The organism is Brucella sp. NBRC 14130 (assembly GCF_040371715.1).
Classification (GTDB): domain Bacteria; phylum Pseudomonadota; class Alphaproteobacteria; order Rhizobiales; family Rhizobiaceae; genus Brucella; species Brucella intermedia.
This window is the reverse complement of sequence record NZ_BAABTE010000002.1, coordinates 495,635-510,171: the sequence shown is the minus strand read 5'-3', so window position 1 is coordinate 510,171 and position 14,537 is coordinate 495,635. Positions and strand designations below refer to the sequence as shown.

Sequence of the window (14,537 nt, the reverse complement as noted above, 5' to 3'; positions counted from 1 at the left end):
GGAGGACATGCAATTGAAGAAGTCTCTCGTTCGTCGTTCTGTTACCGCTGCCCTTGTAACGATGCTCTGGGCCTTGCCCGTGCAGCCCGGTCTCGCCCAGCAGGCTCCCGCTGGCGGAGCGCCTCCCGTGGTCGTGCGCAAAGTGGAATTGGCGCCCGCAACCGCGCCGTTTCGTTTCAACGGGCAGGTGGAGGCGATTGAAGCGGTCGATATTCAGGCCCGGATCACGGGTTTCCTGAAGGAAAAGGCGTTTGAACAGGGATCGGCGGTCAAGGCAGGCGATCTCCTTTTCGAAATCGAGCCGGATCAGATGCAGGCGGCGGTCATGTCCGCGGAAGCACAGGTTGCGCGGGCGGAAGCCGCCCAGAATGCCGCACGGCAAACACTCTCCCGAACGCGGACCCTCGCCAACCGGAATACTGTTTCGCAAGCCGCTCTCGATGATGCGCAGGCCGCGTTCGACATTGCCACGGCGGATGTGCGGAACGCCGAAGCCGCGCTCAACAATGCCCGGCTCAATCTCTCCTATACGCAGGTCAGATCGCCGATTGACGGGACGATAGGACGTTCGCTCTTCACAGTGGGCAATCTGGTCGGCCCGAGCATGGGGCCGCTTGCACGCATCGTGCAGCTTGATCCCGTGCGGGTTGTGTTTTCCATCCCGGACCGCGCGCTGATCGCCATTCGCCAGAAGGAAGCGGGAGGTGGCACGGTCAGCCCGGAAAGCTTCAAGGTGAGCCTGACGCTTGCCAATGGTACGCAATATGGCGAACGCGGGACCATCCAGTTCATCGACAATGAGGTGAGCGCGCAGACCGGCACAGTGGCGGTGCGGGCGCTGTTTGCCAATCCGAACCATATTCTGGTTCCCGGGCAGGTGGTTGCCGTCAATCTCATGGATGAAACGGCCGGTGAATTGCCGGTGGTCCCCATGGGGTCCGTGTTGCAGGACCGGCAGGGCAAATATGTCTATGTTCTCAACGAAGGAAACACGGTTTCCCGACGACCCATCGTGACGGGCACACGCATTGACAATGGGTGGTCGGTCACGGATGGCCTCAAGGCCGGTGAAACGATTGTCGTCGAGGGCTTGCAGCGCATCGCAGACGGGCAGGCCGTATCTCCTCTTGACCCGATCCCCGGCAGTGCAGGGGTGGGGCAATGATTTCCGAGCTATTCATAAGGCGAACCCGCCTCGCAATCGTCATCTCGATCATCATTTCCATCGCCGGTGCGATTGCGATCTTTTCATTGCCTATCCAGCAATATCCGCAGATCACGCCGCCGACGGTCAATGTATCGGCCTCCTATCCGGGCGCGAGCGCGGAGGTGATCGCCGATGTCGTCGGCGGACCGCTGGAAACGGCAATCAACGGTGTCGATGGCATGATGTATATGTCGTCCACCAGTTCCAATGCCGGGCAGTATTCGCTGTCCGTCACTTTTGAAGTGGGGACCGACCCTGAACTGGCGCAGATCAATGTCCAGAACCGCGCGCAGCTGGCGATCTCCCGTCTGCCCGCAGCGGTGGCGCAGCAAGGCGTGTCGGTCCGGTCCCGTTCGCCGGATTTCGTGTTGGCCATAGCGTTCTACTCACCGGACGACAGCCTGAACGCCCTTGAAATCACAAATTTCGCCACGACCACGATTGTCGATGCGCTGGCCCGCGTACCCGGCGTCGGCGAGGCGAATGTCGTGGGCGCGTCCGAATATTCGATGCGCGTCTGGCTCAATCCGCAGCGCATGGACGCGCTCGGCATAACGGTCGATGAGGTTTCGGCCGCGATCCAGCGCCAGAATATCCAGGCGACGCTCGGTCAGGCTGGCGCGCCGCCCATGCGCGTGGGGACCGAGCTTCAATATACGCTGGTGGCCGAGGGGCGGCTTCGCGATACGGAGGAGTTTGGAAACATCGTCGTTCGTACCGGGGCCGACGGTGCGAAAGTGTTCCTGCGCGACATCGCGCGTCTGGAACTGGGCGCACGCAACTATGCTTCGAGAGCAAGTTTTGCCGGTCATGAATCGGCTATGCTGCAGATCAACCAGTCGCCCGGCGCCAATGCGATCCAGACCGCGACAGCCGTGGAGGCAGAGCTTGAACGCCTGTCGTCGAGATTTCCGGCGGGGCTGCAATATCATGTCGTCTATGATGCGACACGGTTCGTCGAGGCGAGCCTGCAACTGACCACTCGAACATTGTTCGAGGCTTTCGTGATCGTGCTCGCGGTCACATTCATCTTCCTTCAGGACTGGCGGGCGACGCTGATCTCGGCGCTGGCCATACCGGTCTCCATGCTGGGTGCGGTGGCGGTGCTGTTTGCGGTCGGCTATTCGCTGAACATGATCTCGCTGCTGGCTCTCGTCCTTGCCATCGGGCTTGTGGTGGACGATGCAATCCTGGTCGTGGAAAACGTCAAACATGTGCTGGAAGACGAGCCGGACATTCCGGTCATCGATGCGACGCGCAAGGCGATGCACCAGATCACCGGGCCGATCATTTCCACGACGCTCGTCCTGCTGGCGGTGGTCACGCCCACCGCTTTTCTGGAGGGCATCGGCGGACAGCTTTACAGGCAGTTCGCAGTCACGATCTCGTCGGCGCTGGTACTTTCCTCATTCGTGGCCCTGACGCTCAGTCCAGCGCTTGCAGCGTTTCTGCTCAGGCACGGGCAGCGCGGTTACCGCAGGGGTCCACTGGCGTGGTTCTCAAGCTCCATGGAGAAAACCCGCGAAGGCTACGGCAAGATCGTCGGTGTTCTGGTGAAGCACTGGGTCATACCGGTTGCAGGCGTCGTCGCCTGTTTTGCACTGGCCTATTTCGTCTTTGTCAATCTTCCCGCAACCTTCCTGCCCGATGAAGATCAGGGCGCTCTCTTTGTCGACATACAGCTGCCGAGCGCGGCTTCGCTCGACCGCACGAACCTGATCGTCGAGAATGTGCGCAAGACGCTGAGCGAAACCGAAGGCGTTCAGGATGTCATAACGGTGGCGGGGTTCAGCATCCTGCAGTCAACGAGCACGCCCAACAGCGCCATGGCCGTTGCCGCGCTTACGCCATGGGCGGACCGCGAGACGAGGGCATTGCAGCTCAACAGCATCGTCAACGGCCTGCGCGCGAAATTCTCGCAGGTTCCCGGCGCAAATGTTGCCGTATTCGCGCCGCCCGCAATCGCGGGCATGGGAGCGGTTGGCGGTCTCGATTTCCGGCTGCAGGCCTTGCAGGGCCAGCCTCCGCAGGAGATCGCGCAGGTGGTTGCCTCCTTGCTGGGTTCCATCAATCAGCGTCCCGAAATCGCTGGTGCGGCAACCACTTTCAACGCGAATGTCCCGCAGATCTATGTCGATGTCGACCGTTCCCGCGCCGAAGCCCTTGGCCTCAGCGTGTCGGATATATATGCGGCGATCGGTGCGAATTTCGGCTCGCGCTACGTCAATGATTTCACGCTGAACGGGCGCGTTTTCCAGGTCAACCTGCAGGCCGATTCCGACTTCCGCGCGCATAGCGAGGATATCCTCAAGCTCCATGTCCGCAACCGCAGCGGAGCCATGGTCCCGCTGCGGAGCGTGGTGTCGCTGACCACGGTTTTGGCGCCCTTCGTCATCACCCGCTACAATCTTGCAGCTTCGGCGCAGGTCAACGCCGTAACCGCTCCGGGTTCCAGCAGCGGGCAGGCCATGGCGGCGATGGAACAGGTCGCTTCGGAAGTCCTGCCGGAAGGCTATGGCTACGAATGGTCGGGACTATCCTTCCAGGAAAGAAGAAGCAGCGGTCAGGAGACGCTCATCTTCGCGCTTGCCTTCCTCTTCGCCTATCTCTTCCTTGTCGCCCAATACGAAAGCTGGGCCTTGCCGGCAGTCGTGATCCTGTCGCTGGGCGCTGCGCTTTTGGGGGCCGTCGCGGGCCTCACATTCTTCGGGTTGCAGAACAGCCTCTATGTGCAGATCGCGATGGTGTTGCTGATCGGGCTTGCCGCAAAGAACGCCATCCTGATTGTGGAGTTCGCCAAGGAACAACGCGAGGCCGGTCTGACGGCGGGGGAGGCTGCCCGTGCCGGTGCCGAACAGCGTTTTCGTGCCGTCATGATGACAGCCGTTTCCTTTATCCTCGGCATTCTGCCCCTCATCCTGTCGTCGGGCGCAGGCGCTGGCGCGAGACAGGCTGTCGGCGTCACGATCTTTGGCGGGATGGTGGCCGCCACAAGTCTGGGATTGCTTCTCACCCCCGGTCTCTACTTCGTCATTCAGCGACTGGCCGAGCATCTGCCCGAGCGCCTGGGCGGGCGGCCCGATGAGAAAAAGGATTCAGTTTCTGAAACCGTGCAAGAGTGAGATTTCCCACAGCTTCCGCTTCATTATTGCGATAGTGGGAACGCAACAGAAAACGAGAGCATGACCATGAAAGCCAGACAATTCTTGCAGATAGGGCTGATCGCAGCCAGTTTCGCCGTTCCCCATGTCGCAAGCGCCGAGGGAAAGACTGAATCTGAAAGGAACCTGCAGGCTTTTCCGGCCGCGCCGTCCGGTTCCTACCGCTATGTCATCCATCTTCCGCCGCTTGAAAAGGAACAGGATGCAAAAGTGGAAATCATCGCGGGGCGCAACGCAACAGTGGACTGCAATATAAGCTGGTTTGGCGGAAGTCTGACCCCGAGTACCGTTGAAGGCTGGGGCTTCGACTATTTCACCCTCACGGCAAGCGACCGCATGTCCGGCACGCTGATGGCCTGCCCGGAAGACAGCAAGCGAACCGATTTCGTGCCGGTGCGCGGCGAGAATTTCATGCTGCGCTACAATAGCCGCCTCCCGATTGTCATCTATGCGAAGGACGGTTTCGAAATCCGCTATAGAATCTGGAAGCCTTCGGAAGAAACCCACAATGCGGAGCGGGGATAGGCGTCGCGCTATCGCGCAAGCCGATCAATCCCGCTATGCCGTCATTATCCGGTAAATCGCGGGCAGAGCGAATGGCAGTTTCGACAGTCTGGCCACGAGCGCATAGTTTCTGCGGCCGAAAAGTGCGGGGAGATAGCTGCTGGCCTCGCGGTCGACCGTCACGGCAAAGACGTTGACGCCTCTGGCGCGCGCTTCTTGGACTGCCCTGCGGCTGTCCTCAAGGGCGAACCGGCCTTCATAGTGATCGACATCGTTCGGCTTGCCATCCGTCAGCACCAGCAGGAGCTTCTTGCGGTTGGGCTGTTCGGCAAGCTTTGCCGTTGAATGGCGGATGGCTGCTCCCATTCGCGTATAGAAGCCGGGTTTCAGCGCCGCAATGCGGTGTTCGACCGCCGGTCCGAAGGCTTCGTCAAAGTCCTTCGCCGTTTCGACCCGCACCCATGAACGGCGGCGCGAGGTGAAGGTCTGGATGGAACAGCGGTCGCCGCAGGCTGCAATGCCATTGGCCAGAACCAGAAGCGCCTCCTTTTCCACATCCAGCACGCGTCGATTGTCGATCCAAGCATCGGTGGACAGCGACACGTCGACCAGAATGGTAACCGCAAGGTCGTTTGCCTTGGGGCGGCTCATAAGGTGCACACGGTCGCTCCCCTGACCACCGGCGGCAAAGTCGCATCGCGAACGGACCACGGCATCAAGATCGAGATCATTGCCGTCAAGTTGCGCCCGCATCAATTCGCGGCCCGGACGCAGGATCTCAAACTGGCGGCGCACGCGTCGCACAAGGCTCATTGCTTCATCATCGAGTTCCATTGGCACGTCACGAGCTTGCGCGGGGGCAGCCAGAACGTGGCAATGATCCTGAAGATAGCTTGCCTTACGGTAGTCCCATTCCGGATAGGTCAATCCGGCGGTGAGAGCCGTTCGGTCGATGGCTTCCGGCGGCAGGTCGAGGTCGAACCGGAAACGGGCAGCAGGCCTGCCCTTGCGCTCACCCAGTGTCAGATCGTCAAGCTCATCGGCGGATTTGGCGTTCTGCTCGTCGCTATCGTCGGTTGGCCGGTCGACGCTCACCATTTCGGCCATGGCCAGGATTTTTTCGAAGCGGTTGAGAATGAACGGGCTTCTGTCGGCCAGTCTCGGGTCCTGCTTCTCGCGATTGGCGATTTGCCGTCCGGTTTCGACGCCATCGACCTTGCTGCCGGGCACCGGGTGGTCGTCGCTGTCGCGCGGCGCGGTTTCCTCGCGCCTTATCAATTCCGGCCATAGCGGGACGGGCAGGGCAGGCAGATAGCTCGCGGGCGCGCAATGCGGAAAGATCGTGGGGATGCTGTCGTCGGGCAGTCCCGCGCCCTGTTTCAGAAGCACCAGAATCCGTTCTTCCACCTGTCGCTCCAGCCCATGGAGCGGGCGTTTGGGGCGTGCAGCCAGCACTGCTTCGCACAACCGCGCATAACGTTTCTGCAAGCCGGGAAATACCCGGCAAGTCTTCGCAACCGTTTCCGATGCGACAGCAAGCGAGGCAAGATTGCGGCGCAGCGGATCGGTGGGAAGCTCGTTCACGTCAACCGGCATCACCGCCATGTAACCGGCAAGCCAGACGTAAAGATCGTAATTGAGCGTGCGGTCGGGAAAAAGCGCGATCTCTGGCGGCAGCATCAATGTCGCTTCATCCCGCAACGGTTGGCTGAGTTTTTCTTCACCCAGGGCCATTCGCTGCCGCAGGCCCAGCCTGTGCCCGGAGGTTCGCGCGCGGGCGGGAGCGATCTGCACGGCCACGTCGCCGCCAAAACCGCGAAAGCAGATGGCAAGTTTCTGGCGAATATCGCCAAGCTGCACGGCTTGCTCGGGATAATGCGGCCATGATCCCGTCTTGCCGATCAGGCGATGCCACGCCCGGCCGACGGTTTCCTCCAGTTCCAGAAAATCCAGCATGGTGCGCCCGCCTATTTCAGCATTGCATCGGCAACTTCAATCAGCGCGGCCTTCACGTCCGGCTCGTCGGTCAAGGGCTCGATCATTGCGGCGCGCGCCGCTTCGCGTTGCGGCATGCCCGCCTCGATCAGCGTGGCGCAGTAGACCAGCAGGCGGGTCGAAACACCTTCTTCCAGATCGTGGCCTTTCAACCCGCGCAGCCGGTGCGCCAGCGCCACCAGCGGCGCGACCTTCTGCGCAGCAAGTCCGCTTTCTTCACTCACCACCGCGATTTCCTGCTCTTTCGGCAGAAAGTCGAACTCGATGGCGACGAAGCGCTGTCGCGTACTGGGCTTCAGGGATTTCAGCAGGTTTTGGTAACCCGGATTGTAGGATACGACGAGCATGAAGCGGTCGGGCGCTTCGAGCAGCTCCCCGGTGCGTTCCAATGGCAGAAGGCGGCGGTCATCGGTCAGCGGATGCAGGACCACGGCCACGTCCTTGCGCGCTTCGACGATCTCGTCGAGATAGCAGATGCCGCCTTCGCGCACGGCGCGGGTCAGCGGGCCGTCAACCCATATGGTATCGCCGCCCTTGAGCAGATAACGCCCCGTCAGGTCGGCGGCTGCCAGATCGTCATGGCAGGAAACTGTCGAGAGCGGCAGGCCGAGCTTTGCGGCCATATGGCTTACAAACCGCGTCTTGCCGCAGCCGGTCGGGCCTTTCAGGAGTAATGGCAGCTTGCGCGTCCATGCCATTTCAAAAAGCGCGCATTCATTGCCCGTTGCGCTGTAGGCAGGGATTGAGACGCCGGTATTGTCGACATTTCTGAGAATGGAGTTCATGGCCGTTTTCCTTTGCATCAAGCGGTGAAGTCCCGCCTGATGGCGGGGCCTGGCGTCGATCATTCGGCGGGCTGTACGAAGCCGGAAGTGTTTTCGCGGCGTTCCTTGCCCGGAACCAGCACGGCCCAGATGAACATGAAGGCCGAGATCACCACCACGACGCCGGAGCCGAGGCGTATCCAGTAGAATTCGGCCAGCTGATCCTGCACAGTCATGAATGCTTCTCCGAGCACGCGCTGAAGGTGGGTCTGCACGACGCCCGCAAAGGTCAGCGCGAATGTCATCACGGACATGGCCGTGCACATCGCCCAGAAGCTCACCATGGAGAGCATCTGGTTATATGGCGCCCGTCCACGCAGTTCAGGGATCGCATAGGCCATGACCGCGAGGTTGAGCATGACATAGGCACCGAAGAAGGCGAGATGGCCATGGGCTGCCGTCAACTGTGTGCCGTGGGTGTAATAGTTGACCGAGGACAGCGTGTGCAGGAAACCCCATACGCCCGCTCCGAAGAAGGCCATCACCGAACAGCCGATGGACCAGAGAAGAGCCGCGCGGTTTGGATGTTTGCGACCGGCTTTCCATGTCATCACGAAGGTAAAGATGACCATGGTGAAGAACGGAGCGACTTCGAGCGTCGAGAACAGCGAACCGATCCACTGCCAGTAACCGGGCGCGCCGATCCAGTAATAATGGTGACCGGTGCCGAGAATGCCGGAAAACAGGGCCAGCCCGACAATGACATAGAGCCATTTTTCCACGACCTCGCGGTCGATGCCGTTGAGCTTGATCATCAGGAAGGCGAGGATCGACGCCATGATCAGTTCCCACACGCCTTCAACCCACAGATGGATGACGTACCACCAGTAGAGCTTGTCGAGTGCGAGATTGATTGGATTGTAGAAGGCGAAGAGGAAGAAAAGGGCAAGGCCCCACAGGCCGAACAGAAGGATGTTTGTCACGGTCGTCTTGCGGCCCTTGAGCGCCGTCAGCGTGATGTTGAACAGGAAGATCAGGCAGACGACGACAATGCCGACCTTGATGATGAACGGCTGTTCGAGAAATTCCCGCCCCTCGTGAATATGGAACAGATAACCGACAACGGCGATGCCGGCGGCGACGAAGAACAGCCAGAACTGGATGACGCCGAGCTTGGTGCTGTAAAGCTCGGTTTCGGTTTCTTCCGGCAACAGATAATAGGTCGAACCCATGAAGCCCATCAGCAGCCAGACCACCAGCGCATTGGTGTGGATCATGCGGACGATGTTGAAGGGCAGCAGCTCGGAGAGCGTGTTGGGCAGGACATAGATCGTACCGGCGAGAACGCCGAATGCGACCTGCGCGATGAACAGTACGAGTGCTCCATAGAAATAGAGCATCGCAACCTTTTGGCTTTCATACTTCATAATGTGTAACTCCGTTCCCGCGCTCAGCCTGCCTCGTTGGGCGGCCAGTCCTGCGTCTTGATGCGGCTGGTCCATTCAAGGAAATCAGCCAGATCGTTGAGTTCCTGTTCGCTCAGGTTGAACTGGGGCATCTGGCGACGCCCTTCGATCCCGGTGGGTTGTGCCTGCATCCACGCTTTCATCGTCTCGCGTGCGCCTTCGGGGTCTTCTTCCCCGCCCCAGCGCTTCCAGACATTGCCGAGCTCGGGCGCGAAATAGGCGCCTTCACCCAGCAGCGTGTGGCAGTTGATGCAGGAGTTTTTCTCCCAGATGTGCTTGCCGCGGGCGACGGATGCCGTCAGCGTCGATTCATCCGTGGATGTCGTTTTCATGTAGTAGTGGCTGTGCGCCGTCAGCCCCACGAAGATCGCGAAAAAGAAAATAGACCCGCCGTAGAAGACGTTTCGAGCGCCGGTCTTGGTTAGGCGTTCTGCCATCCCTTCGTCCTTTCATTGGCCGGGGTCAAAGCCCGGCAAAATCCCCCGTCGATAATGTGGCTGGTCATTTCCCCTCGCCAGCATCACGGGACAGGACCGTTCTATCGGTCGGGCAAAAGCCTTCTTTGCGATTTGGCAAAGACTGGAGCGTTTCCAGAAAAGCGCAGAACGGGAGATGGAACAGTTGTTCAGAAGAGGATGCGGACAAGGATGGAACGTCCGAGCGCAAGCGCCAGCAGGAGCGCAGGCCAGGCCAGCAAGGCAGGCCTCAAAAGGCCGTCCGTCCCGCGCATCTCCATGAAGTCGAGGATGACGAACCAGCCTTTCGCGAAGGCGAGGATCAGCACGATGACCACGGCTGCGAGCATTCCTGCGCTGGTGGCTGCGATGAATGCGCCGCTCAGGGCAAGGAGAACGAGGACAATGAATGTTCGGGTGAGCGAAGAAGCGCGATCGGACACTGTGGGCCTCAGGCAAGATAAAGGACAGGGAACATCACCAGCCATACGAGGTCGATGGCGTGCCAGAGCGTCGTGATCAGCAGGACATTGGATCGTGTCGGCCGCCATGCGACCAGCGCCAGCACCACCGACCCGAACAGCACATGCATCAGGTGAAAGCCGGTCAGCAGAAAATAAAGCTCAAAAAAGGAGCCCGCAGCGTCATCGCCCGCGAACTCGATTTCATGCGAATACTCCACGAGCTTGATCGCCACGAAAACGAGACCGAAAAATGCGGCATATAAAAGCGGACGGCGAGCCTTGCTCAAATCGTTGCGCCTGCGCACGGCAATTGCCGCCTGCCAGCCGCTCATCAAAAGCACGACGGTGTTGGTTGCGGCGAGGGCGGGGCTCAGATGCGAACGCAACTGCGTCACCCCTTCCACGTCGATGATCGACATCACCATGAAAGCGGTCAGCAGGATTGCAAAGGCGGCAAGCTCGCTCCACACCAGAATCCAGAGCAGGAGATCGTCTTCGGGGCGATCCTCCGAACCCGTTGCAACTAAGGTCAAATCTTCGGTTCCAGACATGGAACATGCCTAGCGCCCGCAATCGGGAGCTTCTTTGCGTTTTGGCAAAGAACAAACGCACTGACCGGGCCAGTGTATCGCCACCATAGCAAAGGAAACTTCAATGACGGACGCACAGATCGGGCTGATGGTCGCGACACCGGCGATCATCGGCTTTTCACTGGTTCTCTATCGTATGGGAGCCTTGCAGGGCGCGGGCACCCTGTCCGCTGTTGCGGCTTCCATCGTGATTGCCGCCGTCCTTTTCCTCGGTCAGTAGGCGAGGGAGACGGGAGCCACGAATGCGCTGCCCGTCGTCCCGAATCTCTTTGAAAAGAAATATCTTTAAATATTTGTTTTGATTGAATTTTGCTTGGATTTCGGCGGCTGTTTTCGCTCGATTTTCAGGCGTTTTCCGCCGCCTTATCGCTCACCATCGGCCAGCCGCCTGATGCCCGACATGTTGAGAACGGTCAGTTTCTGGCGTCCGCCGCGAACAAATCCCTGTCCTTCCCAGCCGGTGAGTATGCGCGACACCGTATGCAGCGTCGTCCCGGTCATTTCGGCGATATCCTGCTTCGTGATCGGGAAATCGATGCGGATACCGTCTTCCTCTTTCCGTCCGGCCTGACGCGCAAGGCGCAGAACCGTGTGCGCGACACGCCGTTCGACTTCTTCCGTCGACATTTCGCGGATGCGCGTATGGGCTTCTTCCAGTCGCTTGCCGATGGTCTGGATCGCATTCATCGCCAGACCGGGATTCTGCTCGACGAAATAGTCCCAAAGCTCGGTCGGCCAGGCGAGAACGATGCTTTCCGCCACGGCGACCGCCGTGCCGGGATAGTCGCTTCTCTGCAAGGCGCGCGCAAAGCCGAAAAGGTCGCCCGGATGCACCATGCGGACGATGATCTGCTGTCCGTCCGGCGTCACCTGATTGACCTTCAATCGCCCGTGCAGGAGCAGATAGAACAGGACGGCATCGTCGCCCTGTTCAAAAATCGCCTCTCCGGGCAGAACGCGCTTTGTGGTTGCATATGAAACTAGCTTATCGAGTTCGCCATCACTCATTTTGGCGAACAGGGACAGTTTCCTGACAAGTCCGCGATCTATCATGGACATTGCATTTTCTCACACTCCAAGACCCATGTTCACCTTAGCACAGCACAGCGGGCTTGGAATTGTTTTCGCAGCCGGGGACCGGGCATTCACAGCTCATGCGCCTATGTTCTGGATACGCTTCCACACCACGGCATACCAGCGGTTGTCACGCACCAGCCTGAAACCGAGATTGTCGGGCGGGACGCCGACGCTGCATCCTCCGGTTTTCGGGTTGCGGATAAACGAGCTCATCGCCGCGCGGTGCTTGCCATTGACCACGTAAACCCCGCACGACGGCACTTCCGCAACCTGCTTGCCATAGGCATCGATATTGACGCGGCGGTGGCAGGTCTGTGTCCATTCCCACACATTGCCTGCAATGTCGGCTACTCCCAGTTCGTTGACGCCGAAGGCACCGGCGGGGCGTCGCGCGGGGCTTCTGTCCAGCTTGCGGGCGCTCTGTTTCTCATAATCCCTCAGCCAGCGGATTGCAGGATTGCTTGCGGCATCGTCCTCGATACCAAGCGCATCGTCGGGAAAGCGTGACCCTGCGGCGAAAGCCCACTGCTCGTCTGTCGGCAGGTGCCAGTTTTCGCCGGTCTTGCGCGACAGCCAGTCGGCATAGGCCAGTGCATCATCGTAACTCACGCCGACGACCGGCGCCTCGGCAGCCGATGCATCGTGATTGTGCGGCAGGGCCTCGGCAGGCTGGCATGCGCCATCCTCCACGCAAAGCTCGTAGTCGGCCGTGCCGACCTGATATTTCATGATCTCGAATGGCCGTGACAGCCTGCGCGTCGTCAGCGGCGCATCGACGGGATAATTGTTCTTCTGGAAGTCGCCATCGGCCCGATAGGTCATGGTGCGGGGCGTGATGACAACCGTTTCGGGACGCAGCGCGGATGCGCTCGGCAGCGATTGACCCGGACGCCCCACGGCGTCAACGACGAACAGCCCCGCCACAACTGCCAGCAGAACCGCCGGAACGGCCACCGCAAGCTCTCGCAGGCACTTCTTTCCTTTGCATTTGTTCATCGGATAACAGGGGACCGCATCCATCCGGGAGGCAGGCGGATGCAGCCCCGAGCCTTTCTTTGCAAAGCAACAGTTGGGGAAGATTTGCCAAAGGCGCTCCGGGAGGCGAAGCGCCTTCGTGCATTTGCCTTATGTGCCCGACGGCGCGAGAACCGATGTCATCAGGTCGTCGTTCCATTCACCCGTGACCTTGAAGTGGGCTGCTGCGCCAAGTTCAAAGGCCTCGATCAGGTTGTGGTTCACATAGGCGTAGATGCCAGGCTGCTGGAACGTATAGAAAGCTGCTCCGGCTGCACCGCCCGGAATGAACCAGGTTTCCTGATCGACATCGGGCGGCGTGTTGAACTTTCCGGTCGACCAGACGTAATCTCCGTGACCTCCGATGAGGTGCGGTCTGGTATCGCGATTGGCCTGCGAATGGACGATCAGGACCTTCTCGCCAACCGCCGCCGTCATCGCCTTGTCGCCCGTCAGTGCGCCGACCGCGCCGTTGAACACGACATGGGTTGGGGTGAGGGTGCGCATGACCTTGACGGTGTCTTCATATGCGTCGCCCGGCGCATCGTATTTCTTGAATTTCCCGTTCTCGTCACGCGGCACATAGAAATCCTGCTCTCCGACATAATAGATCTTGTCGTAGGTCAGGGCCTTGCCCTTGCCGTCATGCAGTCCCTCGCGCGGCAGCACCATGATCGCGCCGTTCATGCCCGAGACGACATGCCATGGAACCATTCCGGGAGGTGCGCAGTGATAGACGAAGACGCCGGGCTTGGTCGCCTTGAAGCGCAGGATGGTCTTTTCCCCCGGATTGATTTCCGTCAGCCCGCCGCCAAGCGCACCCGTTGCGGCGTGGAAATCGATATTGTGCATCAGCGTGTTGGTTTCGGGGTTGATGAGCGTCAGCTCGACATAATCGTCCTGATGCACCACCATCAGCGGCCCCGGAACCGTGCCGTTGAATGCCATGGCGTGAACTTCGGTTCCCGCGTCATCGATGACGATCTTCTTTTCCTCGATCACCATGGTGAATTCGATCACCTTTGGGCCACCCTCGGCAACCTGGGTGTGGGCGTGCACGAAGGGAGGGTCCACCAACTCCACCTTCTGGCGCGGCAGCGCCGCAATCTCCGCAGCACTTGCCTTTCTCACCGCACCCTGTCCCCAGGCCGATGTGGTTGCCAGCACCGGCGCAAGCGCCCCTGCGAGGGCGGCTCCCGCCAATATGCTGCGGCGGCTGATTTGCATCTGGTCGACCATCGATACTCTCCTTTACGATAGGACCGAGCATTTCCTGCTCTGTCTTGCCGACTATAGAAAAGGCCGTGTGGATGGTCCTTGACTGCGATCAAGGTGATGCAGAAAATCGGGTAATATTAACCCGGCAATATCAATAGCTTATCTTCAGTTCTTGATTTATGTTCCGCCTTGTTTGCGCTGGCGCAAAGGCTTTTTGGCAAAGGGTTCCGCCCAAAAAGAAACCAGCGAACAGTCTGGCGCCATTCGCTGGTCTCGATGAGGGGTTGCGTGACCCTGGATTACTCGCCAAATCGGGCCTGTACTTCAGGCGCCGCCATCTCGGGCATCCACTCCGGTTCATAGGTCAGCTCGACATTCACCGCCCGAATGCCTTCGACAGATTCGACGCTGGCGCGCACGGCATCGGTCAGAAAACCGGCTGCGGGGCAACCGGGCGTCGTTGTCGTCATGCTGATATCGACCTTGCCGCCATCATCTATGTCGATGCTGTAGATCATGCCGAGATCGATCAGGTTGAAACCGAGTTCGGGATCGAGCACCAGACGCAGATTGTCGATGATCTGCTGCTCCATTCGGGCATGGGCTATGTGCTGCATGGCAT

The 14,537-nt window shown here is 59.8% G+C and carries 14 protein-coding genes; 4 read left to right on the top strand and 10 right to left on the bottom strand.

What is annotated here, in order from left to right; all coding sequences use genetic code 11:
- Positions 1 to 7: 7 nt before the first annotated feature.
- From ABWW28_RS06075 to eco, 3 genes are all read left to right on the top strand, one after another.
- Positions 8 to 1,165 (top strand): efflux RND transporter periplasmic adaptor subunit, encoded by a 1,158-nt coding sequence (locus ABWW28_RS06075; RefSeq protein ID WP_353390537.1) that lies wholly within the window; start codon positions 8 to 10, stop codon positions 1,163 to 1,165.
- On the top strand, positions 1,162 to 4,329 hold the full coding sequence (locus ABWW28_RS06070; RefSeq protein ID WP_112702325.1) for an efflux RND transporter permease subunit: 3,168 nt from the start codon (positions 1,162 to 1,164) through the stop codon (positions 4,327 to 4,329). The genes ABWW28_RS06075 and ABWW28_RS06070 overlap by 4 nt, the downstream gene beginning before the upstream one ends.
- Positions 4,330 to 4,395: 66 nt before the next feature.
- Positions 4,396 to 4,893 carry a serine protease inhibitor ecotin gene (gene eco / locus ABWW28_RS06065; protein ID WP_244629942.1) on the top strand — a complete coding sequence of 166 codons (498 nt, stop codon included), beginning with the start codon at positions 4,396 to 4,398 and terminating at the stop codon, positions 4,891 to 4,893.
- 33 nt (positions 4,894 to 4,926) lie between these two features.
- Here eco and ABWW28_RS06060 read toward each other — a convergent pair whose 3' ends face one another.
- The 6 genes from ABWW28_RS06060 to ABWW28_RS06035 form a co-directional block, all read right to left on the bottom strand.
- Entirely contained in the window at positions 4,927 to 6,828 is a 1,902-nt protein-coding gene (locus tag ABWW28_RS06060) for a nitric oxide reductase activation protein NorD (RefSeq protein ID WP_151598741.1), read from the bottom strand.
- Positions 6,829 to 6,839: 11 nt separating this feature from the next.
- A complete protein-coding gene (locus tag ABWW28_RS06055) occupies positions 6,840 to 7,652 on the bottom strand; it encodes a CbbQ/NirQ/NorQ/GpvN family protein (RefSeq protein WP_112702322.1) in 813 nt (270 codons plus the stop codon).
- Between the two features lie 59 nt (positions 7,653 to 7,711).
- On the bottom strand, positions 7,712 to 9,058 hold the full coding sequence (locus ABWW28_RS06050) for a cbb3-type cytochrome c oxidase subunit I (protein ID WP_353390534.1): 1,347 nt from the start codon (positions 9,056 to 9,058) through the stop codon (positions 7,712 to 7,714).
- Positions 9,059 to 9,081: 23 nt separating this feature from the next.
- Positions 9,082 to 9,534, bottom strand: a complete 453-nt coding sequence (locus ABWW28_RS06045) for a c-type cytochrome (protein WP_006466562.1) — start codon at positions 9,532 to 9,534, stop codon at positions 9,082 to 9,084.
- A gap of 188 nt (positions 9,535 to 9,722) precedes the next feature.
- Positions 9,723 to 9,995, bottom strand: a complete 273-nt coding sequence (locus ABWW28_RS06040) for a cytochrome C oxidase subunit IV family protein (protein ID WP_241084371.1) — start codon at positions 9,993 to 9,995, stop codon at positions 9,723 to 9,725.
- A gap of 8 nt (positions 9,996 to 10,003) precedes the next feature.
- The gene (locus ABWW28_RS06035) at positions 10,004 to 10,567 is read right to left on the bottom strand and encodes a cytochrome c oxidase subunit 3 family protein (protein ID WP_100651238.1); all 564 of its coding nucleotides are present in this window, start codon (positions 10,565 to 10,567) and stop codon (positions 10,004 to 10,006) included.
- A 103-nt stretch (positions 10,568 to 10,670) separates the two neighbouring features.
- Here ABWW28_RS06035 and ABWW28_RS06030 point away from each other — a divergent pair, with 103 nt between their 5' ends.
- Entirely contained in the window at positions 10,671 to 10,826 is a 156-nt protein-coding gene (locus tag ABWW28_RS06030; protein ID WP_010660610.1) for a hypothetical protein, read from the top strand.
- Between the two features lie 143 nt (positions 10,827 to 10,969).
- On the opposite strand, the gene ABWW28_RS06025 is transcribed toward ABWW28_RS06030, so the two are convergent.
- The 4 genes from ABWW28_RS06025 to ABWW28_RS06010 form a co-directional block, all read right to left on the bottom strand.
- Positions 10,970 to 11,665, bottom strand: a complete 696-nt coding sequence (locus ABWW28_RS06025) for a Crp/Fnr family transcriptional regulator (protein WP_006466568.1) — start codon at positions 11,663 to 11,665, stop codon at positions 10,970 to 10,972.
- A gap of 93 nt (positions 11,666 to 11,758) precedes the next feature.
- A complete protein-coding gene (locus ABWW28_RS06020) occupies positions 11,759 to 12,679 on the bottom strand; it encodes an SUMF1/EgtB/PvdO family nonheme iron enzyme (protein WP_121994442.1) in 921 nt (306 codons plus the stop codon).
- 129 nt (positions 12,680 to 12,808) lie between these two features.
- On the bottom strand, positions 12,809 to 13,936 hold the full coding sequence (gene nirK / locus ABWW28_RS06015; protein ID WP_353390531.1) for a copper-containing nitrite reductase: 1,128 nt from the start codon (positions 13,934 to 13,936) through the stop codon (positions 12,809 to 12,811).
- A 278-nt stretch (positions 13,937 to 14,214) separates the two neighbouring features.
- Positions 14,215 to 14,532, bottom strand: a complete 318-nt coding sequence (locus ABWW28_RS06010; RefSeq protein WP_112702318.1) for a metal-sulfur cluster assembly factor — start codon at positions 14,530 to 14,532, stop codon at positions 14,215 to 14,217.
- Between the last annotated feature and the right edge of the window lie 5 nt (positions 14,533 to 14,537).